16 protein-coding genes are annotated in these 21,083 nt (G+C 61.4%); 6 read left to right on the forward strand and 10 right to left on the reverse strand.

Annotated elements, in window-relative coordinates:
* Positions 1-599, forward strand: a 599-nt coding sequence (locus QM649_RS17240; protein ID WP_415200307.1) for a peroxiredoxin family protein, incomplete at its 5' end; no start/stop codon positions are given.
* Between the two features lie 274 nt (positions 600-873).
* Positions 874-1,473, forward strand: a complete 600-nt coding sequence (gene yihA / locus QM649_RS17245; protein WP_415200308.1) for a ribosome biogenesis GTP-binding protein YihA/YsxC — start codon at positions 874-876, stop codon at positions 1,471-1,473.
* Positions 1,474-1,520: 47 nt separating this feature from the next.
* On the opposite strand, the gene QM649_RS17250 is transcribed toward yihA, so the two are convergent.
* The 4 genes from QM649_RS17250 to QM649_RS17265 all read right to left on the reverse strand — a co-directional run bounded on the left by QM649_RS17250 (position 1,521) and on the right by QM649_RS17265 (position 5,887).
* Positions 1,521-2,288, reverse strand: a complete 768-nt coding sequence (locus QM649_RS17250; protein ID WP_415200309.1) for a hypothetical protein — start codon at positions 2,286-2,288, stop codon at positions 1,521-1,523.
* 138 nt (positions 2,289-2,426) lie between these two features.
* A complete protein-coding gene (locus tag QM649_RS17255; protein WP_415200310.1) occupies positions 2,427-2,852 on the reverse strand; it encodes a type II secretion system protein in 426 nt (141 codons plus the stop codon).
* A gap of 72 nt (positions 2,853-2,924) precedes the next feature.
* Complete coding sequence (locus tag QM649_RS17260) at positions 2,925-3,422, reverse strand: type II secretion system protein (protein ID WP_415200311.1); 498 nt, start codon at positions 3,420-3,422, stop codon at positions 2,925-2,927.
* A gap of 80 nt (positions 3,423-3,502) precedes the next feature.
* Positions 3,503-5,887 (reverse strand): cohesin domain-containing protein, encoded by a 2,385-nt coding sequence (locus tag QM649_RS17265; RefSeq protein ID WP_415200312.1) that lies wholly within the window; start codon positions 5,885-5,887, stop codon positions 3,503-3,505.
* A gap of 212 nt (positions 5,888-6,099) precedes the next feature.
* On the opposite strand from QM649_RS17265, the gene smpB reads away from it, so the two are divergent.
* Positions 6,100-6,633 (forward strand): SsrA-binding protein SmpB, encoded by a 534-nt coding sequence (smpB, locus tag QM649_RS17270; protein ID WP_415200313.1) that lies wholly within the window; start codon positions 6,100-6,102, stop codon positions 6,631-6,633.
* Between the two features lie 149 nt (positions 6,634-6,782).
* Here the strand turns inward: smpB and QM649_RS17275 are convergent, their stop codons facing one another.
* The gene (locus QM649_RS17275; protein ID WP_415200314.1) at positions 6,783-9,107 is read right to left on the reverse strand and encodes a S9 family peptidase; all 2,325 of its coding nucleotides are present in this window, start codon (positions 9,105-9,107) and stop codon (positions 6,783-6,785) included.
* 131 nt (positions 9,108-9,238) lie between these two features.
* On the opposite strand from QM649_RS17275, the gene QM649_RS17280 reads away from it, so the two are divergent.
* A complete protein-coding gene (locus tag QM649_RS17280; protein WP_415200315.1) occupies positions 9,239-10,762 on the forward strand; it encodes a leucyl aminopeptidase in 1,524 nt (507 codons plus the stop codon).
* 79 nt (positions 10,763-10,841) lie between these two features.
* Here the strand turns inward: QM649_RS17280 and QM649_RS17285 are convergent, their stop codons facing one another.
* Complete coding sequence (locus QM649_RS17285; protein WP_415200316.1) at positions 10,842-11,405, reverse strand: type 1 glutamine amidotransferase domain-containing protein; 564 nt, start codon at positions 11,403-11,405, stop codon at positions 10,842-10,844.
* Positions 11,406-11,742: 337 nt separating this feature from the next.
* Between QM649_RS17285 and pstS the strand changes: the two genes are divergently transcribed.
* Complete coding sequence (pstS, locus tag QM649_RS17290) at positions 11,743-12,789, forward strand: phosphate ABC transporter substrate-binding protein PstS (protein ID WP_415200317.1); 1,047 nt, start codon at positions 11,743-11,745, stop codon at positions 12,787-12,789.
* 100 nt (positions 12,790-12,889) lie between these two features.
* On the forward strand, positions 12,890-14,122 hold the full coding sequence (locus QM649_RS17295; protein ID WP_415200318.1) for a hypothetical protein: 1,233 nt from the start codon (positions 12,890-12,892) through the stop codon (positions 14,120-14,122).
* A 14-nt stretch (positions 14,123-14,136) separates the two neighbouring features.
* Here QM649_RS17295 and QM649_RS17300 read toward each other — a convergent pair whose 3' ends face one another.
* The 4 genes from QM649_RS17300 to QM649_RS17315 form a co-directional block, all read right to left on the reverse strand.
* On the reverse strand, positions 14,137-15,063 hold the full coding sequence (locus QM649_RS17300) for a GGDEF domain-containing protein (RefSeq protein ID WP_415200319.1): 927 nt from the start codon (positions 15,061-15,063) through the stop codon (positions 14,137-14,139).
* Entirely contained in the window at positions 15,060-17,846 is a 2,787-nt protein-coding gene (locus QM649_RS17305; protein ID WP_415200320.1) for a response regulator, read from the reverse strand. The genes QM649_RS17300 and QM649_RS17305 overlap by 4 nt, the downstream gene beginning before the upstream one ends.
* 122 nt (positions 17,847-17,968) lie before the next feature.
* Entirely contained in the window at positions 17,969-18,676 is a 708-nt protein-coding gene (locus QM649_RS17310) for a transporter (RefSeq protein ID WP_415200321.1), read from the reverse strand.
* 249 nt (positions 18,677-18,925) lie between these two features.
* Entirely contained in the window at positions 18,926-20,914 is a 1,989-nt protein-coding gene (locus QM649_RS17315; protein ID WP_415200322.1) for an arginine--tRNA ligase, read from the reverse strand.
* Between the last annotated feature and the right edge of the window lie 169 nt (positions 20,915-21,083).

Here is a 21,083-nt window from a genome sequence, read left to right on the forward strand (position 1 = left end):
TCACCATGGACCCGGCCATCCTGCATTCCGCCAGCGAGCCGGGCATCGAAGCCGCCTTTGCGCGCTACCTGCTCGAAGGCAAGCCCTCGCCGCTCACGGAACTGCGCGGGATCGTAGTGTCGAAGACGATGTCCCCCACGCCTGCGCCCGCGATCCGGCGCTTCGCTGGACACACCACCATCATCGCGGCGGTGTCGCTCGCTGCGCCGCAGTCGCACGACCTGCTGATGAAGCTGGCTCAGGCCATCGACGCGGCCAAGCCGGAAAAACCGGTGCAGATTCTCGCCGTGACGTCGTATGCGTCGACGGACAGCGACGACACCCCGGTACCGCAGGTCCTCGAAACGCTGAAGCTCTTTGCCGGAATCCTGCCCGCGTCCACACCGCTATTGCTCGTCCCCGACCGGCAGATCCGGGCCTTCGCCATCGATGCCAGCCCGGCAGCTATAGTCATCGATCCCGACGGAAAGATCCGATGGGTCAATCTCTTCCCCGGCACGGACGGGAGCATCGCAACCGTCGTGCGCGCGGCAATGGCGTCCTCCGGTTTCGGAACCGCTGTCGCGCATAACAGCGGTCCCGCGCCCTCCCATCCATAGCGAGAGAACGGATACCCCATCCAAGCTCTGCTTGGGCGGGAAGGCACATTCCTCTTTGTGTCCTAATGTGGTGGAAGGGTTCGCCTTTCCCCCGCTCAAGCCAACACCGGGCGTGAGTGGGATACCGTCTCGATTCTGCGCTCCCACGTCTCAGAAGCGAGACGTGGGGCACCCGGACGATCGGGAGAATGGCGGAATCGCGACCAGCAGGGCGCGCCACGCGAAGCAGTTCGCCCTGCGCGCAGCAGCAGTCCCGATATACTGACCCTTACGCATGCAGGTCCATCCCAAATTTCTTCTCTCGGCGTTCGCGCCCGCGCAGTTTCCCACGACCGGAGTTCCCGAGATTGCTTTTCTCGGGCGCTCGAACGTCGGCAAGTCGAGCCTTTTGAACGCGCTGCTCGGCTCAAAGCAGGCCAAGGTATCGTCGACGCCGGGCCGGACGCGCTCCATCAACTTCTTTGCCATCCAGGACGGCCCGCAAAAGACAACACCCAGGATGCTCTTCGCCGATCTTCCGGGCTACGGCTACGCAAAGATCTCGAAGTCCATCTCCTCGGAGTGGCCGAAGTTCATCGAGCCCTACCTCACCGACCGCCCCACGCTCTCGCTTTGCCTCTGCCTGGTGGATAGCAACATCCCGCCGCAGGAAAGCGATATGCAGCTCATCGAGTTTCTAGCCAATGCGAACCGGCGGCTGGTGGTCGTAGCCACCAAGGCCGACAAGCTCTCCGGCAACGGACGCGCCAAGGCAGAAGCCGCACTCTGCAAAGGCTTGAATGTGGATGGCGTGCTGATGGTCTCGTCGAAGACCGGGGCAGGCATCAAGGATCTGTGGGCGACGATCCAGGCCGCGGCGAAAGAAGAAGAGTAAGCAGCAGGACTGCGAAAAGGGATGAAGCGGCCAGTAAGAACTGGCCGCTACGAGAGAACCAGGTCTTCCTGGCCGTCGCGCACGACGGATACCGCAACCAGAATTTCACCCGCCTCGACGTCGCGATGGATCGCTGCCGAAAAGGCATCTGCCTCGGCAGGCCGCAGGCGCGCGAAGCGCTGCGCCATGTAGTGGCGGCCAAGCACATTCGGGGCGTGCTCGATCCAGCGGCGGCGCCATGTTCCGCTGGGCTCGTCCATTTCCACGGCCCCAGAGGCAAGAATGTCCGCCAGCGGCAGCCAGCGCTGTGGCTCGCGAGCCACACTCCAGTGAACGGCGGCCCATCCCTCGGCCTGCACCGACTCGGGCAGACGGCATGCCCCGCGGGCAAGGAAGGTCTGCGCCTCGGGCAATTCCTGGCCGTCGCCGACCAGATGCATGATCTCCGGCTGCACGCCGCGCTCGATCAGCTCCGCCAGCACAAATTGCGGCTCGCCCAGCAGGACCACGGATACACCGCGCCCCTTGCGCAACTCCGTCTTGAGGATGCGCAGCGCCTCATCCGCATCGCTGACTACAAATTCGCAAACTCCGGTGCGCATGGCCTGCTTGGCCAGCTGCGGCTCCGGTTCGATGCAAAGGGAGGCGAGACCGGCAAGATTGGCGGCCATCGTCAGGCCGACGCCGTCTGCGTCCAGATAGGTATGAAGGAGAAGCGATCCGTGAAGCCCCGGAGAGAGCGATTGCAGAGCTGCGTACCGGTCGTAGACTTCTTCGATCGCAGGATAAGAAAGTGTTATAGCCCGACCGAACATGCAGATAACTTTATGACAATCGACGGAATTACGCACCTTTTTCGACGGTATTTCCGATGATTCTCATGACTCTTCGGATCGGGCGATAGAAGAGCCTTTTACTGTATCGATTTAGCCGTCCTGAACGCCGGGAGGTGGTTACCAGCTGGAATATGGCTGACCATCGGCGCCGGTTTCATCCGAGCCGCTGTGGACATCATTGATCCCCGGATCGCTCTGGTCGATGCTTTGCAGGCTGTCGTCGGTCGAGGTGACCCAGCTCTCGCTGGAATGCGTCATCGGATCCTTCGGGATGGCCTTGAGATAGCCTTCCTGCACCAGGTCGTCGAGGGACTGCGGGGCCTTCGCCTTATCCATGGTGTAGGCGTCGATGGCGTTCCGCATCACATTCAAATCTTCCTTGAGCGTGGCTTCCTTGGCGGCGCGAATCGAGGCGATGAAGCTGGGAATGGCAATGGCCGCCAGCACGCCGATGATGAGCATGACGACCATCAGCTCCACCAGCGTGAAGCCCTGCTCGCCCGCCTGCCTGCGCCGTATCGATTTGTAGGTCCGCTTCTGCACGCCTTTGTAGCTCAGCCTCTGGACGTTGAATCGTCCGGTTCTGCCTCTTCCCGTACTGCCGGTCAACTTCTGCTACCAGTCCTTATACTTCGTGCCGTCCAGCGCCGTGCCGTCCGATTTCGAGTAGACGTCGAAGACATTCTGCCCGCCCCAGGAGTCGGAGTCAGGGTCATCCTGCATCGAGCGGATACCCCATTCATTCTTCCCCGTCATCGGATCGATGGGAATGCGGCGCAGAAAGCGCACCTTCTTGCCCTGCACATCGACTCCATCGACCAGCGTCTGCAGATCCGGCGGATAGCCCTGGCTATCCACTTTCGTCTGGAAGGCATTCTTATCGGCCGCATCCTTGTAATGATCGATGGCGTCCCGCATGTACCACAGATCCCGGCGCAGCTCGCGCTCCTTCTGGCGCTTGATTTCAAACCGCGTGACCGGGATGGCCGCCGAGGCAAGGATCGCCAGGATGGCGACCGTCACGATCAGTTCGACCAGCGTCAGTCCGGATTCACGGCTCAGGTTGTTGTTACCGCTCACTCTAATGCCAGACGCAGGAACCCCGCCGACCATTCGCGGTAAGCGCAGTCTCCGGATTCCGGCTGCCTCTCTCATCCACTGTCGCCGAAGATTCCAGCTGTTATCCCAAACGGTTATGGCTGCACCTGAACCAGGGCCCGTGCCCCGGTGGCCGGCAGGGCCTGCTGGGCACTGTTGCGGACCATGGGACGGGTGATGGTCACCGGCGCATCGCCGGGGGCCTTGGCCTGGAAGGTGAGCACAAAGACCGTGCCCGAGCCCGAGACGCCATGAGTGCCCGGAGGACGCGAGGCGGAGATAGCGACGTTGCCGGCCCCGTCATCACGATGCACCAGCGCTACCGCCTGCCCATCCTGGCCGAGGAAGTTCGTTCCCCGCGCCGGATCCGCGAGATCGACGTTGATCAGGTTCAGCTTGGTCTGGTCATACTGCAACTGCATCGGGACAGAGAAGACGTCGGTTCCTCCCGCCAGTGTCACGGCCATCTGGAACGTGGATCCTGTCTTTTGCGGCTGTATCTCCGGAGTCAGCCCCAGCTTCACAGGCGCTGTAGCCGAGGCTTCCTGCTGCATGCCGTTGATTGCCTGCGCGGCAGCCGCGGCTGCGGTCGCAGGCACAGCACCGGCCGGAGTGGTCACCGTGCCGAACTGCTGGCCCGGAGGCGGCGTTGCAACTGCCGGAGCGACGGCAGGCTTGGCCGCAGGGGTCGCAGCGTCGCTGTTGATATGGCGCAGCTCGAAGGACTTCGAGGTACCCGAATCGACCTCGCGCAGGTTGTCCTGATCGAGGACCGTGGCGCGGACGACATGCGGGATCAGCAGGAAGACGATCTCGTCATCCTGGATGGTCTTGTCGTTGCTGCCGAAGATGTACTTGAGGATCGGAAGCTGCGCCAACCCCGGATAACCGCTCAGCGAGGTGCTGGTCTGCTTCTGCAGGATGCCGCCGAGAATGTTGGCTTCGCCTTCCTTGAGGCGAACCGTCTGCTCGGCAGTGCGCTGGGTGATGATCGGTTCGGCGACGCCGCCCAGGTTTTCCGTACCGTTCTGCGACGAAACCTCGATCTTGACCTTCATGGTGACATCGCGGTCGTAGTGGACCGTCGGCTTCACGGTGATGTTGACGCCGATATCGAGGTACTGGAACTGCGTGTTGACGAGCGAGCTGACGACCGCCGTCGCAGCGCCGGTCTGGTAAGAACCGGTGGCCACGGGCAGCTTTTCACCGATCTTGAGCGAGGCTTCCTGGCCGTCCGAGGCGCGGATGCGCGGATTCTGCAGGATGCGCGTATGGCTATCCGTGAGCAGCAGATTGGCCGTGGCCGAGCCGATGGTGACGGCGAAGTTGGTGCCGTTCAGGTGCGCCAGGCTGTTTAGGGTCAGGCCGTTACTGGTATCCGTGCTCGAGGTCGTCGTGGTCGTTGTGGTGGTAGAGGTGCTCGACGACGTGTCGTTATAGTTCGAGGCCTGGAACGAGACGCTGGCGGTCTGCGGCAGCTGAATGCCGATGGTCTTTTCGTAATTGCGGCTGACTTCGAGCACAGCCACATCCACCACCACTTCGGGTTTCGCGCGATCGAGATCGTCGATGAGCTTCTGCGCCAGCAGCAGCTCATCCGGGGTGCCGCGCATCACGATGGCATTCTGACTGGCGACGCCGAAGAGCTTCGCGCCATTCTGGCCAGACTGGAAGACATTGCGCAGCGCCGTCTGCACATCGTTGAAGTCGTTCTGCTGCGTGACATTGGTGAGGTAGAAGGTCTGGACAGCCTCTTCTTCGAGCTCTGCGCGCTTGCTGGAGGTATTGGCGGCAACAAAGATGGTGTTGTCGGTGATAGGCCGCCAGAAGGTGTTGGTAATGGTGCCGACAATGCGCAGCGCGTCGTAAAGATTGACGTTCGAGAGGTCAACCTGCACGCGCTTTCCGGTGTAGTCCGGATCGAAGAGGATGTTGATACCGGCCAGCTTGCCGACCGTCTGATAGATGACCTTGCTGTCTTCGACCGAATGCAGCGTCAGAGGCTCGTTCGAGATCGGCTTGAGGTGAATGGGGCCGCCGAGATCAGCCAGCTCCGTGCCTTCGGCGCGCGCCTTGGGCGTCTCCGGCATCGCCGGGATGTTGTTCACCTTATCGCGGACGGCTACGAGATCCTGCTGGGCAAGCTCGTTGCTGGGGTCAATCTGGAGAGCGCGCAGAAACTCGGTCACCGCGCCTGTGGCGTCGCCCTGGGCGCGCAGAGCCTCGCCGCGCTTGATGTGAATGGCAGAGACAGGGACCTTGAGGCGCTCGTAGGAGAGCTTGTAGCGCTCATCCTTGGGATCTTTCTGGAAAGCGGCCTGGTAATCGTTGAAGGCGGTCTCGATGTCGTCCTTGTCTTCGGCCGCCTGTGCCTGCTTATAGAGCTTTCCGGCTGACTGAGCATGGGCTGCGACGTTCGAAAAGACGAGCGCCAGCATGAACCCTGCCGACAGAGTCCACTTCGCGATCCGTTGATTCATGAAACTCCAGGCGGGCATGGAACTGGGTACCGGCATCGAAACGCTTCCTTCAGCAGACGGACATCTCCGGCAATTCCTCTCCGGTTTCCGCCCGAATCCGGCAAAACTTCCTCCGCGTCTCATCGCCCGGCGCAGGTTGAGTATAGCATCGCGCCTTCGAGTCGATTCAGCGCCGCGACCGCATGCTAGCATGAAATTTCGGACCTTTCTCCATGCCCCGACAAGCGACTCATTCCAACATCCAGGTGCCCCGCAAACCGAAGCCGCGCGATCCGGTCGCCGCCGGAGACCGCGACGCCTCCGTGAACCGCTCGGCCAGCTTCAACTACTTCCTCCTCGAAAAGTTCGAGGCGGGGGTCGCGCTGCGGGGGACCGAGGTCAAGTCGATCCGCGAGGGCAAGGCCAACCTCAAGGATTCTTACGGAATCATCAAGGATGGAGAAGCGTTTCTCCTGAATGCTCATATCGGCCCCTATTCGCATGGCAACAGCCTGAACCACGAGTCCCTGCGTACCCGGAAACTGCTGCTCCACCGCGAAGAAATTCGCAAGCTGAGCGGACAGACGCAGATCAAGGGGCACACGCTCATCCCTACGCGGATTTATTTCCGCAATGGCAAAGTAAAGTGCGAACTTGCCGTGGCCAAGGGCAAACAGGACTGGGACAAGCGCGAAACCGAGCGTCGGCGCGAGGCCGATCGCGAAGCCCGGGCGGCTATCGCCCACAGCCAGAGCAAGCGATACTAGCTGTTAGCTCCTAGCCTCTAGCTTTTTCTTGCTGAATCGGGCCGCGTTGCTGCCTATTTCATACCGCTTTAAAGAATATCGCCCGCGCTGGCCTTGAGAGCCTGCGCGGGCGATGTTTTGGCTAGAAGCTAAGGGCTAGCGGCTAGAAGCTATCTGCCGCCCGCCGGCACGTGCGTCTCAAGGTAGCGCGCAATCAGGCTGTAGACGTGGAAGGATGTCCCTGGCCCCTCGCTGATAGCGTGCGTCCGGTTGGGATAGTCCATGAAGTCGAAAGGCTTGCCCAGGGCAATCAGCTTATTTTCGAGCAGCTCCGTGCCCTGAAAGTGCACATTGTCGTCGCCCGAGCCATGGACGATGAGCAGACTGCCCTCGAGCCCGGCAGCAAAGTTGATCGGCGAGCCGTCGTGGTAGCCCTGCTTGTTTTCCTCCGGCAGGCCCATGTAGCGCTCCTGGTAGATCGAGTCATAGTGTGCCTGGTCGGCCACAGGAGCAACGGCGATACCGGTCGAGAAGACTCCGGGATAGCGGAACATTACGTTCAGCGTATTCGAGCCCCCGCCGCTCCATCCCCAGATAGCCATGCGCGCGGTGTCGATATAGCTGCGCTCACGGGCCAGTTCCTGGATCGCCTGCACCTGCTGCGCCGAGGAGAGCACGCCGACCGTGCCATACACCGAGCGTCTCCATTCACGCCCCTTGAGAGCGGGCGTGCCCTGGTTGTCGAAAGCCATCACCAGGTAGCCCTGCCGCGCGATCAATTCGTGAAAGAGCCGTCCATTGCCACCCCAGGAATCGTGCACCAGCGTCGAGGCCGGCTCGCCGTAGACGTTCACCAGCACCGGATACTTCTTCTTCGGATCGAAGTCCGGCGGCCGGATCATGTAGCCATCCAGCGTCACACCATTTGCGACCTTCACCTTGAAGAATTCGGTGTCTGGATTTTTGCCGTCCTCTTCGCCAATGAGCGGCTCAACCTTCTTCGCCAGCGCGGCATTGTCTTCGAGCACACGCACCTGCTTATGATCCGGCAGGCTCACGATCGAGATCCGCATGGGCCGGTTGAAGCTGCTGTAACGCTCGACAGCCCACTTCCCATTCGGCGCAATGTCATACGCATGCATACCCGGCTCATCGGCCGGGGTCACGCGCTCCGGCGCGCCCGTGCCATCAAGCCGTGAACGATAGAGATAGAGCCGCACGGAGTCATCCGGCGAAGCCGAGAAATAAAGCCATCCGGATGCTGCGTCGATCGCCTCCGGCTGCAGAATATCGCCTTGGAAGTTCGTTACCAGCGCAGGCTTCCCCGTCTCGCGATTCACGCGATAGGCGTGACGCCAACCATCGCGCTCGCTCACCCACAGCAGGTCAGCCGGATGCTTTTCATCCTTACCGGACCGGTCTCCGATGGGCGCAAGCGGCGAGTCATCGACCCATGCCTTGTCTGTATCTTCGAAGAACGGCTTCACCTCGCCGCTCTTCGCTTCAGCCAGCAGAATCTTCGCGTCGTTCTGCAGGCGATTGAAGTACTCGACCATGACCTGACTCGAGTTCCCTGCCCATTCCATCTGCGCGATGTAGTGATTGCGTGGATCGCCGTCAAGCTTCAGCCATATCGTCGGGCCGCCATCGACGGATACGACGCCGGCGCGCACCGCGGAATTGGTGGTGCCGGGCTGCGGATACTTGTACTGCATCAGCTGCGGATACTCGGCGGCCGTGTCATTGATGAGCGTGTATTCGCCTACACCCGACTGGTCGAACTGCCAGTAGGCGATGGAACGGCTGTCCGGGCTCCAGCGAAAGCAGTCGCGCAGCGCAAGCTCTTCCTCGGATACCCAGTCAGAGGTGCCGTTGATGATGTCCTTGCTGCCATCGGTGGTGAGCTGCGTAATCTTCCCTGTTGCCAGCTCTTCCACGTAGAGGTTGTTCTCGCGCACCCAGGCCACACGCGTGCTGTCCGGCGAAATGGTCGCGAACATCAGCGACGATTCCGGTGCATCGCCGCCCAGTTTCGTCAGCTTGCCCGAGGCGACCTCGTACACCCAATAATCGCCGCGCGTATTGCGCCGCCACACCTTCTTCGAATTCGTAAAGACGAGCAGCTTCTGCTTGTCTGCCGACCAGGCATAGTCCTCAATGGTGAGCGGTGCGGACTTCCCTTCCGGCACGAGCTTTGCAGCGGCCACCAGGACGCTGCGACTGCCGGAGGCGGTGTCATAGGCCACAATGTCGATGCCTTTGCCGTCGGCGGCAGGCTCCAGAATGGTGTACGCGTCGCCGCCATTGAGCCACGCCAGCTGCACGTTTCTCGCGCCATAAGCATGCTTATTGAAGATGGCGTCGAGGCCCTGGGTAAGCTCCTGCTGCCGTGCATCCGGTGCGGCAGCGAAAGCGGAGACCGGTGCGGCGAACGGGACGACGCAACCCGAGCCGAGAGCAAAACCGAGAGCAAGCACACGTGCAGACAGGGACAAGGAAAATCCTCGCAGAAAAGAATTAGGGGAAACGCTTCTGATTCGCTCAAGTATATGCGCCGGATTTTCATCTGTTCGAGGGGTGCTCGCATGGAAATGCGCCCCTGTAAGATGATCTGTTCAGGTACCCGATGAAAACAGAACTGCTTTTCTCGCCCGCCGCCTCCGCCTCCACCGAACTGCTGGCCGTCTTCGCCGTTGACCGGAACCTCAGCAAAGAGAAGGACGCGAAGGCCGACCTCGTGCTTCTCTCGAGCGAGGCCGCGCTCACGAAAGCCGCGGCCTTCGTGCTCTCGACCGGCGAGTTCCGCGCCGATGGAAACGAGACGCTGCTGCTGCACGCGCCCGAAGGGCTGGCCGCAACAAGGCTGCTCATCGTAGGCCTCGGCAAGTCAGGTAAGGCCACGCTGCACGATCTGCGCCGTGCCGCCGGCACCGCGGTTCGCTTCGCCAAGCCGCGCAGCCTCAAGTCCATCGCGATTGCCCTGCCCCATACACTCGAAGCCGGCTTCGACGCTGCCGACGCGGCACGCGTGATCGCCGAGGGTGCGGTGATTGCCGACTTTGATTCGGACACCTATCGCACCGACCGCAAGGATCGCAGCCTCGATACGGTGAGCGTGCTCGCTGCGGAAGCCGCCGACAAACGCGCAGTGGAAGCCGCGCTGCGCGAAGGCTCCATCGTCGCAGAGTCGCAGAACTTCGCGCGTCAGCTCATCAACGAGCCCGGCAATCGTCTGACACCTACAGTCTTCGGGCAGAAGGCGGAGGAAGTCGCAAAGGAATTCGGACTGGCCTGCGAAGTGCACAGCACCGAGAAGCTGCGCGAGCTGCAGATGGGTGCGTTCCTCTCGGTGGCGCAGGGCTCGGAGGAGCCGCCCGCGCTGATCGTGATGCGCTACGAGCCGGAAGGCGCGCCTGCGGATGGTCCGGTCATCGGCCTCGTCGGCAAGGGCATCACCTTCGACTCGGGTGGCCTTTCGCTCAAGCCCGCGGACAGCATGGAGAAGATGAAGTACGACATGGCCGGCGGCGGCGCAATGCTGGGCGCCATGCGGGCCATCGCGCAGCTGAAGCCGAATGTGCGCGTGCTGTGCGTGATCTGCGCAACCGAAAACATGCCGGACGGCAAGGCACAGAAGCCCGGCGATGTGCAGATCGCGATGTCGGGCAAATCGATCGAGGTGCTGAACACTGACGCCGAAGGCCGCCTGGTGCTGGCCGATGGCCTCTTCTATGCGCGGCAGCTGGGCGCGACGCACCTGATCGATGCAGCCACGCTGACCGGCGCAGTCGCCATTGCACTTGGTCAGGTGAATGCGGGCGTCTTCACCAACGATGAAGAGACGTACGAGCACTTCACCGAGGCGGCGAAGATCACGGGTGAGAAGTTCTGGCGGCTGCCAGTAGAAGACGAATATCGCGACCAGATCCAGTCAGCCATCGCCGACATCCAGAACACCGGCAAGACCCGCTACGGCGGCGCGACGAACGCGGCCATGTTCCTGAAGGAATTTGTCGGCGAGACTCCCTGGGTGCATCTCGATATCGCCGGACTGGCCTGGCTCGATGCGGACAAATCCTTCATTGCACGTGGCCCGAGTGGCATTGCGGTGCGCACCATCACTGAGTGGGTCCGCAGCTACTCGAAATAAACTGCTTCACATGGAAAAGAAAACGCGGCACGCCAGAAGCGTGCCGCGTTTTCTTTGCACTAAAGTTGCGAGTTGCGCTCTAACTTGCCGCTTTGAGATGCTTGCCATCCGCAATCTCTTCGATAATCTTCTCGCTGAAAGCGGCAATGTCGTCAGGCTTCCTGCTGGTGATCAGGTTGCCGTCCAGCACCACCTGCCTGTCGACCCACTTCGCTCCCGCGTTGGTCAGGTCCGTTTTGATCGAAGGCCACGAGGTGATGGTGCGTCCCTTCACAGCATCAGCTTCGATCAAAGTCCACGGCCCGTGACAAATCGCGGCTATCGGCTTGCCCGAATGCGCGAAATCCTTCACAAAGCGCACCGCCTTCTCGTTGGTGCGCAGGTGGTCGGGATTGATGACGCCGCCGGGCAGAACCAGCGCGTCATAGTCCGAGGCATGCACGGCATCGAGGGTTTTATCCACACGAATGCTGTCGCCCCACTCTTTGAATTTCCAGGCCTTGATCGCTCCTGCGTTGGGCGCAATCACTTCCGTCAGCGCGCCTGCCTGATCGAGCGCCTTGCGCGGCTCCGTAAGTTCCACCTGCTCGACGCCATCGGTTGCGAGAAATGCGACCTTCTTGCCCTTGAGATTGACTGCCATGAACGGCTCCTTCTCAGAATTTGTATCCGCCACCGTGACAATTGCGCCATGCGGCAACCGGCGGCGTTTGCACGTTCTGAAAGGTAGGAATCGCACGCACGGACTCGCGTTGCCATCCGCCCACCATCTACCTGTGGATTCCGGATTTCATCCAGGATTCACCGCCCGCGGCCAACCCTGCACTGCGGCGATCTCTTCTAATGAGCCGTCACCTCAGACCTGTGCTTTTCGGAGTCCCACCGTGCGCTCAGGCACAATAAGAGGGAGCGGTCATGCCGTCCGGATCGGGATTTCTGGTCCAACCATTTCAATCCATTCACCCGTACGCGGAGGAAGAATGTCTCGCAAACCTGTAGCCCTGGCCCTGCTCACGCTCAGCGCGCTGTCCCTTACCGCCTGCAAATCGAACACCGTCCCCGTGCTTGGCGCGGGCAGCACCTTCGTCAACCCGGTGATGACGCGCTGGGTACAGGAGTTCTCGCAGAGCCATCCCAACGTCCAGATCAACTACCAGTCGATTGGCTCGGGCGCCGGTGTGCAGCAGGTGAAGGCGCAGACGGTGGATTTCGGCGCATCCGACGCGCCGCTCGCGGACAGCGCACTCGCCTCGATGAAGCCCGTCATCCAGATTCCCGAGTCGGCCGGCCCGGTCTGCATTACCTACAACCTGCCCGGACTGAGCCAGCCGCTGCAGCTTTCCAGCGAATCGCTGTCCGGAATCTTTCTCGGCACGATCAAGAGCTGGCAGGATCCGCGCATCGTCGCCGACAACCCGGGCGTAACACTGCCCAACCAGAACATCGTGGTGGTGCACCGCGCCGACGGCAGCGGCACGACCAACGCCTTCACCACCTACCTCTCCGCGGTGAGCCAGGACTGGCAGTCGAAGGTGGGTAAGGGCAATAACGTGAGCTGGCCCGTGGGTCTCGGCGGCAAAGGCAGCGAGGGCGTAACCGGCCAGCTGCGCCAGGCTCCTGGCGCGATCGGCTACGTCGAGCTGACCTACGCGCAGCAGAACAAGCTGCCGGTGGCGAAGATCAAGAACCAGGCGGGCAATTTCATCGCGCCTACCGCGCAGTCAACGACCGCCGCGATCAACGCCTTCAACGACGACCTCACGAAGGATCCCCGCACCCCGATCGTGAATCCTCCGGCGCACGCCTCCGACGCCTACCCGATCTCGACGCTGACCTTCCTGATCATCCCCAAGGATGGCGCCGGCAAGGACAAGCGGGCTGCGCTCAAGAGCTTTATTCAGTACATCATCGGCGACGGCCAGTCCGTGGCCGGATCCCTCAACTACGCCCCGCTGCCGGACGGCGTGAAACAGTACGATCAGCAGCAGCTGAACCAGATGACAGCCGATGGCCAGCCATTGCAGTAAGCTCGCTTCACGCAACGCAAGAGGCGCTCCCGTGGGAGCGCCTCTTGCTTCTTCGAACGACTGATTTGCAATTCTGATACGTTCCGCTCAAGATGCACCCATGCCTGCTCGCAGCGCTCTTTTCGCGCTCCTCCTGATCGCCCCGGTTTCCTGCACAGCTTTCGCGCAACAGCTTTCCGTGGCCGAGGCACAACAGCGCCTGCTGCACCTCAAAGCTGAAGACATGGATACCGATGTACCATCGACAATCCAGTCAGCGATCACGGCATTCAAAACAGCGCTCACTGCACAAACAGATGCAGTGCTGTCCAGGCTGCCGTTGCATGCTGGCGCGGATGTAGCACAGCGGCAGCTGAATGCCACGATGCCCACCCCATCGGTCGGCAAGATGCCGGACACGAAGCCAACATCCGATGCAACCTCGAATGCGCCTGAGGCAGGAGCGTACGGCGGCGAATTGCAAATCTCGGTCAGCCAGCCTCAGCCATCGTTGCTGCTGGCAGAGGAGAGCTTCAATATAGCCTGCGGCGACGACACGGTATTGCTGGCCTATAGCAACACCGGCGGCGCGTGGCGACGCATCCTGACATGGCAGAGCAAACCGTACGATCAGATCAGCGGCGCATTCGGAGACACCTATGAGGCCCGGCTTCTCCATCCGCAGCGCAATGGTCATCCGTTAGTGCTGGTCGTGCACGGAACACCGTGGTGCACCTCGACGATGAGCTCGTTCCACATGGACGTGTTGGAGCTGGGCGCTCCGCAGTCGAGCCAGCCCATCTGGCACGCGGACCATGGCTATCGCCGGCTGGATCTCGATCCACCGCTCACGCTCAAACTCACCGCTGACGGCTTCGAAATTCGAACCAGCGTAGAGAGCTCGGCAGACCGCATCTCGCGCAAAGGCGTCATGCGCTATGCCGTAGTTGATGCCCAGGTGCACCGTGTCGAACCCATCGCCATGAATGCGCACGACAGCGTGGAGGAGTGGCTCCAGATGCCGCGCAGCGAGGCCGCCGAGTTTGCCGATGACACGCCGGGCTCGCTTGCATGGAAGATGTTTCAGGATTTCACGTACGAGGGGAAGCCGAAGAACGCAAACATTGCTTTATCCACGGTTGGCGCCGTGCGCACCTGCAGGGAGGCGAAGGATCACTACCAGGCGGAGGTAACGAGCGAGATCTTCGACCCCACGGGAAAGGAGAAGGAGAAACCCGGCCCCGCCTACTTCGTCCAGCTAGGGGAAGTTCCCAACGGCTACCGCATCCACAGCGTGACACTACATCCAGATCCAACCTGCAGCGGAGCGGATATTATGGGTGGCGGCTCGTAAGGCATGGAGACCACCTACAGGGCAGCCAGCAGTTCGCCGACCACCACACAATTTCTGCCCTGGGCCTTGGCGCGGTAGAGCGCCGCGTCCGTCTGGGCCAGCAGCGGCTCGAAGATGCTGGCATCGCTGCCTTCGCAGACTACGGCGCCTACGCTGATGGTCACAGCCAGCTCGACTCCATCCACGGAGACGGGGGTCGAAGCCATGGCAATGCGGATATCCTCGCAGCGGCGTTCGACCACGGCGCGATCGCAGCCCGGAAGCACGATCAGGAACTCTTCCCCGCCGTATCGCCCGACCGCATCGACCTCGCGCACCGCGCTGCTCAACCGCCGGGCAACCTCGCAGAGAACGGCATCGCCGGCGGGATGGCCGTAAGTGTCGTTCAGGCGCTTGAAGTGATCCACATCGCACAGGACGAGCAGGGTCGGCTTTCCCGCCCGGGCTGTCTGCCGCAGCGCCTTCTCGGCGAAGGCGAGGATGGCGGGCCGGTTGCTGAGGCCCGTCAGCGAATCGTGGGTGGCCTTGTATTCCATCTCCTCGTGCGCGCGCATCAGCTTGCCCTCAAGCTCGAGGATGCGACGGCCGGTACGCAGCCGCGCCTTCAGTTCGGCGGGCGCGCACGGCTTTACGAGATAGTCGTCGGCGCCCGATTCGAGGCCGGCCACTACGTCTTCGCTGTTGTGGCGCGACGTGAGCAGGATGATGTAGACGTAGGAGCGCTCCTGCTGACGGCGGCGCACCTCGCGGCACAGCTCCGGCCCGTCGAGCTCCGGCATCATCCAGTCGATCAGCGCCAGGCGCGGCCCGTCGTCGCCGCAGAGAATCTCCGCAGCCTTCCGGCCGTCCTCGGCCACCACAACCTCATACCCGAATTGCTCGAGAGTCCGCTGCATCAGCCGTCGGCTGATGGGTTCGTCCTCCGCCAGTAGGATCTTCATTTTGCGTTTTCAGGACAAAGATAATCCAAAACCTGTTGGACGCTCACCAGTTCCTTTGCGAGATCGTCAAGGAGAACCTGGGTGCCGGCCAACTGGCCACCCTTCCCCATCTCCTCCAGGTGAGCGGCGAGCTCGGCCGCCCGGGTCGCCGAAAGATTGGAGAGCGCCCCCTTCATCATGTGTCCGATCCGCTGCACATCGGCTGCGTTCCGGTCATCGATGGCCCGCTGCAACATCTTGATATGGTTCGGGTAATCGGCGCGGAAGATCTCGTTCAGGTCTGCGAGCAGAGCACGGTCATCGTCGATCCGGTCGAGCAGCTGCGAAACGTCGATTGAGTGCTGGGGCTCCGACAGAGGTTCCGGCTCGGAGCCGGAAGCCAGCTTTTCAAGCAGGTACTGATCCAGCACTGCATCCAACTCATTCGGACGGATCGGCTTGGACAGGTATCCGTCCATGCCGGCGTCCATACACCGCTCCCGGTCACCGGTCATCGCCAGCGCGGTCATGGCGACTACCGGCTGATGGGCCCCGGTATCCTTTTCCCGCTCACGCAGTGCCACCGTGGCCTCAAAGCCATCCATCTCCGGCATCTGCATATCCATCAGCACCAGATCGTAGGCCCCCTGGTCGAGCGCCGTCAGCGCCTCTCGTCCATTCGCGACGACCGTGACCATGTGGTTTCGCTTTTCGAGCATGCGCGTGGCCAGTTTCTGATTGACCAGATTGTCTTCCGCTAGCAGGATCTTCAACGTGGTTCCCCCGGTCGCCTGTTCCCTCAGGCTATGACGTGTGACCAACGAAATCTGTTCGGTGACCTTCCGCGCCGTGAGCACATTGGCGATGGCTTCGCGGAGTTCCGCCTGCCGCACCGGCTTGAGCAGATAGGCGGCAATGCCCAGCTCTTCGCAGCGCTGCGCGTCCCCGCGCTGGCCGCCGGAGGTCAACATCATAATCGTCGAGGTCGGCAAACCCGAGAGTTCCTTGAGCCGTTCTACAAAATCGAACCCATCCATCCGGGGCATGTGCATGTCCGTGAGCACAAGCTGGAAGGGATCGTTTTCTTCCTTGGCGGCGGCAAACATCTCCAGCGCCTGCTGGCCGCCGGAAGCGGAAGCGGAGATCATGCCCCAGCGCGCCACTAGCCCCTCCAAGATGCGGCGGTTGGTGCGGTTGTCATCCACCAGCAGCACTTTGACGCCGGTAAGCACCGAGGGAGCGGTCACGGCGTGCGGAACGGTCGCGGCGTGCTCCGGCGCCCGCTCCAGTACGGCCGTAAAGTGAAAGCTCGAGCCCTTCCCGACTTCGCTTTCCACCCATAGCCGTCCGCCCATCATCGCCACCAGTCGCCGCGAGATGGTGAGCCCGAGCCCGGTTCCTCCATACTCGCGCGTGGTGGAGGAGTCGGCCTGGCTGAACGACTCGAAGATCGTCTCCAGCTTCGCGGGGGCGATCCCGATCCCTGTATCCGACACCGTGAACTGCAGTTGTACGCGCGAGTCCTCCGTGCTCTCAAGCCGGACGCGCAGTGCGACTTCGCCCTCCTCCGTAAACTTCACAGCATTGCCAATGAGGTTCAGGATCACCTGCCGCAGGCGGCCGGGATCGCCCTTCATCCAGCCAGGCACCTCCGAGCTGACGTCACAGAGCAGCTCGAGGCCCTTTTCATCCGCGCGGAGCGCTACGGTCTTGAGCGCGCCTTCGATGCACTCATGGAAATCGAAATCGATCGCCTCAAGGTCGATCTTGCCCGCATCGATCTTGGAAAAGTCGAGGATGTCGTTGATCACGTTCAGCAGAGCATCCGCAGAAAGCTTGACGGTATGTAAGTAATCTCGCTGCTCACGGTTCAGATCGGTCTCGAGCGCCAGGTCCGTCATACCGATGATGCCGTTCAACGGCGTGCGGATCTCGTGGCTCATGTTCGCCAGGAATTCGCTCTTGGCCTTATTGCTGTTCTCGGCGGCGAGAGCGCGCTCGACCTCCAGCTCCAGCCGATGCTGCTGCGCCATCAGCTCAAGCTCGATGGCCTGCAGGGCCAGCTTACGGTCGATCAGGGCCGAGATATAGACGAAGCCCAGCACGAAGATCGTGACCAGGCCGATGCCAAGCAGTCCGAGTGAAGAAATACTCACGGCATGCTTCAGGCTCGAAGGGTCGACCGGCATGGGCATAAAGGTGACCGCAGCCATGCCCACGTAATGCGTCACGGGAATGGCAAGCCCCATCACCACCGTGCAGGAGAGCTTCTTCACGCTGAACGACATCTTCTCGTCGCGATTGGAGAAGGTCATGAACAGCGCCGCGAAAGAGATCACCACCGCAAGCACGATGGAAAGGGCCAGAATGCGCGGATTGTAGTGATGCATCGCCGGCATCCGCATCGCATCCATGCCGATGTAGTGCATGCTGGCAATGCCGCCGCCCATAAAAAGGCTGCCCACCGTGGCGGAAAGCAGGGTCATCCTCCGGCGGCTGACCACGAACAGCGCTACTGCGGAAGCGGCCACCGCCGCCAGGATCGAAAGCAGAACCGTCGGCCAGTCATAGAGAACCGGGAACGGAAGCTGGTACGCTTCCATGCCCACGTAGTGCATGGACCAGATGCCAAAGCCGAGGGCAAAAGCCCCTCCGCAGAGCCAGGCGGTGCGGGCAAACCCGGTGGATTCGGTGATTCGCCCTGCAAGGTCAAGAGCTGCATATGCGGCGAGAAGAGCGATTGCAATAGAAGCGGCGACGAGGCCGTAGTTATAACTTCCCGTCAGCACAGCAGCTTGATCCATAAAAGAGGTTCCTCGGAATATCTCCAAGGTAACCCCTTTTCACGGTTACGATCTAACACATTCGTGGCATCGCCTATGGCATCACAGGGTAGGACATCACGGGCGATACAACTTCAGCAGTTCTAAAACAGGAATCGGCCGGTAAATATCAGCGCGTGATTATAGGCGTGATATTCGGAGGTCGCTATCTGCATGCCGCCGCCAAAGGAAAAGCCGGGACGGCTCTTCGGATCCTGAGGATGGATCTTGAGCTTGCCGAAGGTAATGCCTGGCTCGAGAAAGTTCTGCATCTTGCCGTCGGTTTTGCCCGCAAAGAACCAGGTCGCGTTCGATTCGAGCTCTGGGATGACGTATTTTGCCAGTCGATACTGCGCCGTCGTATTCCACGCCAGCGTCCGGCCAAGCTGTTCGCCCTGGGCCGTAGGCAGATTCGCACCCACCGTGGAGATCACGTCGAAGTGGCCGAAGCCTTTACCTCCGGCAATCGTCGGCAGGATGGCCGCGTCCGCGCTGCCGTTGCTGTAGCTGCCGGTCGGAATCGAAGCACCAAGCAGCAGGCTGAGCAGGTAGTTGCCGTGTTCCTCGTTGCCGCTCAGAAGGCGGTATTTATAGAGGAACTGCGCGTCGCCGAATCCATCCTTCGCCGTCTTCACGTTGTGCTCGATATACGGCGGGTAGTAGAAATCGAACTCGCTGTGAAGCCCGGGGATGAGGTTCAGTCCCTTACTGTTGCCGTAGTTCCAGGTATCGGTGTGGGTGGGCGTGATCTGGCGTGCAAAATCGGCACGAAAGACCTGGATCAGCATGGGATATGGCTGGTTGAGCGGCACACTCCAGCCCGGCTGCTGCGACTGCTCCTGTGAAGCACGCTGCTGCCAGCGCTCAAAAAAGTTAGTTTGTGCGGTAAGTGATCGAAGGGGAAGGAAGCAAAACAATAAGACAAATGAGATAGGAAAGTACTTATTGCGCAAGCTGGCGGGCTCCAATACGAAAGTGAAACAGCGGAGCCCACAGTACGTTCCCACGTATTAGAAACACATCACCCATAGGGTGGAGGTTCAGCTCCACCCTATGGCGCCTTACATGACTTCGGGTGCGTCGATGCCCAGCCAGTCGAGAGCGCGGATCAGCTCACGCTGCGCCACTGCCGCCGTCGCCAGCAGGAGCGCCTTGCGGGCCGGATCCGCCTCGGTCAGGATGTGGTTCTTCTTGTAGAAGCCGCTGAACTCCTGCGCGAGCTGGAACGCATGCTTCGCAAGGTACGCCGGCTCCGCCGTGGCGATGCACTGCTCGAGCAGCAGCGAGGTCTTGGACGCGCGCAGCCAGACCTGCCAGATGCTCGCACCCTCTTCCCCGGCAAGATAAGGCGTAGGATCGATGCCTGCCACCGCAGCCAACGCGGCTTCCGGCGTCGTCTCCGCCTTGCGGAAGATGCTGCGCGTGCGCACCACGGCGTACTGAAGATAGGGGCCGGTCTCACCCTCGAAGCTCAGCGCGTCCTTGAAGTCAAAGGCAATAACCGTATTGCGCGTGTACTTCAGCATGAAGTAGCGCAATGCGCCGACGGCAACCGCCCGGGCAGTCGACTGGCGCTCGGCGTCATCGAGCTCGGGATGGCGCTCAACGACCTCAGCCAGCGTGGCGGCGATGAGCTTGTCGATGAGGTCGTCAGCCTTGACTCCGAAGCCCTTGCGGCCCGAGACCTCGATGTACGGGCGCGCCTGGTCTTCTTCGGAAACGGTGTAGCCGAGGTCCATGGCGCAGCGGGGGGTCAGCGCGACCATTTCATAGGAGAAGTGCGTGTAGCGCGCCGCCTGCTCGGTGTAACCCATACCGCGCAGCGCCTCGATGACGTTGGCCTGCGGATCGGCCTGGCGCGAATCGATGACGTTATAGATCGCCGTTGCGCCGCCGAAGTGCGGGTGGTCGGCCTCGCCCGTCTCGGCCGAGATCCAACACTCGTGATCGGGATAGGTGAAGAAGCGGTTGTAGGCAAAGTCGCGGCCCAGCAGGCCAAACTTCCACAGGTGGTAGGCGATGTCCTTACCGACATAAGTCACGGTGCCGTTCGAGCGCACGATCACCTTGGCGTCCTCATCGGGACCTTCGGTCACGGCTTCGGTGTCTGTTTTCGATCCGGGGCGCCGCATCACCCAGCAGCCCTTGTTCTTGCCTTCAGTCTCGAAATAGAGCACGCCGCGCTCCTTAAGCTGCTCGAAGGCCAGATCCCAGAAGTGCAGGTGCAGAATCTCGCTCTCGCGGGGCAGCAGGTCGTACTCGATGTCGAGGCGCAGCATGGTCTCGAGATGGCGGCGCAGCACGGCCGTCGAGATACGATCGGCGATCTCCGCCGTCTCGTTGCCGCCATGCTCGATCAGGTGCAGGGTATCGAGGCGAATTTTCTTGCGCGCGGCCTTCTCAGTCTCCTCGGCGTCGTACCACTGCGAGACGCGGGCATAGAGATCCCAGCAGTAGTAGTCGATGCGTGTGCCATCGGCGGCAAGCTGAGTCATCAGCGCTTCCACCTCGGAGAGCGACTTCTTCTCGAGCTGGGTCAGGCCAACAACGATGTCCGCGACCTGCACGCCGGTGTTGTCGATGTAGTTCTGCACATCGACTTTCTGGCCGGCGGCGCGCAGCAGGCGGACGAAGGTGTCGCCAAGGATGGCGTTGCGCAGGTGGCCGACGTGCGCGGCCTTGTTCGGGTTGATGCTGGTGTGCTCGACGAGCGAGTGGATCTCGGACTGGCCAAGTGTTACCTCGCCGGCCGCGGCAAGGTCTTTCGCCAGCGCGCCGCGATCGAGCCGGGCGTTGATGTAACCGGCTCCGGCGACCTCGAAACCCGCAAATCCTGGAACTTCACCCAGCGCCGCAACGATCTCTTCGGCAATCTTCTTCGGAGCCTTGCGCAGCTTGCGGGCCAGCTCAAAGGCCAGCGGCGTGGCGAATTCGCCAAAGGCAATCTCGGGTGGCTGCTCAATGACAATGGCGTCGAGCTTGACCTCGTAAAGTTCGAAGAGGACCGCAAGGAGGCGGTCGGAAAGGGCTTTCTGCTGCTTTAAATACACGCGATTCACCAGCCCGGAAGGGCTTCAAAAGATGGATTTTGCTTCAAAATCTGCCCTTTGAGTTTATCAGGGGGCTTTTCTCCGATCGGGTCGGCAACCCACGTGGCCGCCGACCTCGACTAAGCCCTGCAACTCCTTTAACCTGAAGAGTCGAGCACACAAACCCAGG

This window comes from Silvibacterium sp. (assembly GCF_047605705.1).
In the GTDB taxonomy this organism is placed as follows: Bacteria; Acidobacteriota; Terriglobia; order Terriglobales; family Acidobacteriaceae; genus Silvibacterium.

Coding starts and splice junctions, on each gene's coding strand:
- yihA (WP_415200308.1), top strand. CDS start 874: ATGCAGGTCCATCCCAAATTTCTTCTCTCGGCGTTCGCGCCCGCGCAG.
- QM649_RS17250 (WP_415200309.1), bottom strand. CDS start 2,288: ATGTTCGGTCGGGCTATAACACTTTCTTATCCTGCGATCGAAGAAGTC.
- QM649_RS17260 (WP_415200311.1), bottom strand. CDS start 3,422: ATGGTCGGCGGGGTTCCTGCGTCTGGCATTAGAGTGAGCGGTAACAAC.
- QM649_RS17265 (WP_415200312.1), bottom strand. CDS start 5,887: ATGAATCAACGGATCGCGAAGTGGACTCTGTCGGCAGGGTTCATGCTG.
- smpB (WP_415200313.1), top strand. CDS start 6,100: ATGCCCCGACAAGCGACTCATTCCAACATCCAGGTGCCCCGCAAACCG.
- QM649_RS17280 (WP_415200315.1), top strand. CDS start 9,239: ATGAAAACAGAACTGCTTTTCTCGCCCGCCGCCTCCGCCTCCACCGAA.
- QM649_RS17285 (WP_415200316.1), bottom strand. CDS start 11,405: ATGGCAGTCAATCTCAAGGGCAAGAAGGTCGCATTTCTCGCAACCGAT.
- pstS (WP_415200317.1), top strand. CDS start 11,743: ATGTCTCGCAAACCTGTAGCCCTGGCCCTGCTCACGCTCAGCGCGCTG.
- QM649_RS17295 (WP_415200318.1), top strand. CDS start 12,890: ATGCCTGCTCGCAGCGCTCTTTTCGCGCTCCTCCTGATCGCCCCGGTT.
- QM649_RS17300 (WP_415200319.1), bottom strand. CDS start 15,063: ATGAAGATCCTACTGGCGGAGGACGAACCCATCAGCCGACGGCTGATG.
- QM649_RS17305 (WP_415200320.1), bottom strand. CDS start 17,846: ATGGATCAAGCTGCTGTGCTGACGGGAAGTTATAACTACGGCCTCGTC.